1 pseudogene is annotated in these 1,031 nt (G+C 76.2%); it reads left to right on the plus strand.

Annotated features, from left to right (window positions below):
* A pseudogene (locus tag DQW85_RS22315) lies at nucleotides 1-1,031 on the plus strand (PEP/pyruvate-binding domain-containing protein); the annotation flags it as partial.

Consider the following 1,031-nt stretch of genomic DNA (forward strand, 5'->3'; position numbering starts at 1 on the left):
CGCGTCCACGCCCCGGCCCGCGTGCTGGAGGCGCTGGTGAGCCCGTCACGGGTGGTCGCCCACACCCGCCGCGTCGGCGGCCTCGTCGAGCGGCGGCTGCGCGTGCCCGACGGGGCGACCCCCGCGCAGCGTCTCGACCACGCCGAACGCGTGCTCGGCGCCACGTTCCCGGCGATCATCTCCATCATGCCGATCGTGGTGACCGGGTACGGCCTGTTCGCGCTGGCCGGCCGGCTGTCCGGCACGCCGCTGTCCGAGATGCAGGACGTGCTCCGCAGCGTGCCCGGCAACCCGACCACCGAGATGGACCTGGAGCTGTGGGCGCTGGCCACCCGCATCGAGCCCGAGCCGTTCCGCGAGGAGCCGGTGAGCGAGCTGGCGCGCCGCTACCGGGCGGGGGAGCTGCCTCCGAAGGCACAGCGGGAGATCGCCCGCTTCCTGGAGAAGTACGGCCACCGGGGAGTCGCCGAGATCGACCTGGGGCTGCCGCGCTGGTCCGAGGACCCCGCGCACATCCTCGGCGTCCTGGCCAACTACCTGCGCATGGACCGCGCCGGGGCCGCCCTCGCCCCCGACGCCCTCTTCTCGCGGGGAGCCGCCGAGGCCACCATGGCCATGGCCACCATCGTGGCCCGCGCCCGTCGCAGGGGCCGCCTGCGCGGCGCGGTCACCCGCCTGGCCCTGCGCCGCACCAGGGCGTACGCGGGGCTGCGCGAGCTGCCCAAGTTCTACCTCGTGCAGACCCTCGCCGGGCTCCGGCGCAGCATGCTCGCGGTCGGCGAGCACCTGGTCGCCACGGGCGTGCTCGGCGCCCCTGAGGACGTCTTCTTCCTGCGGTTCGACGAGGCCAGGTCGGCCCTGGCAGGCGGCGACCTGAGCGCGCTCGTCGCCGAGCGGCGGGCCGCGTACGAGCAGGAGGCGCGCCGCAGGCACGTCCCCAGGGTGATGCTGTCCGACGGCGCCGAACCGGAGGCCCAGGCCGCCACCGGCGACGGCGCGGCCACGGGCGGCCGCGCGGACGGCGTGCTCAC

The sequence above is a fragment of the Nonomuraea lactucae genome, assembly GCF_003313395.1.
GTDB classification, from domain to species: domain Bacteria; phylum Actinomycetota; class Actinomycetes; order Streptosporangiales; family Streptosporangiaceae; genus Nonomuraea; species Nonomuraea lactucae.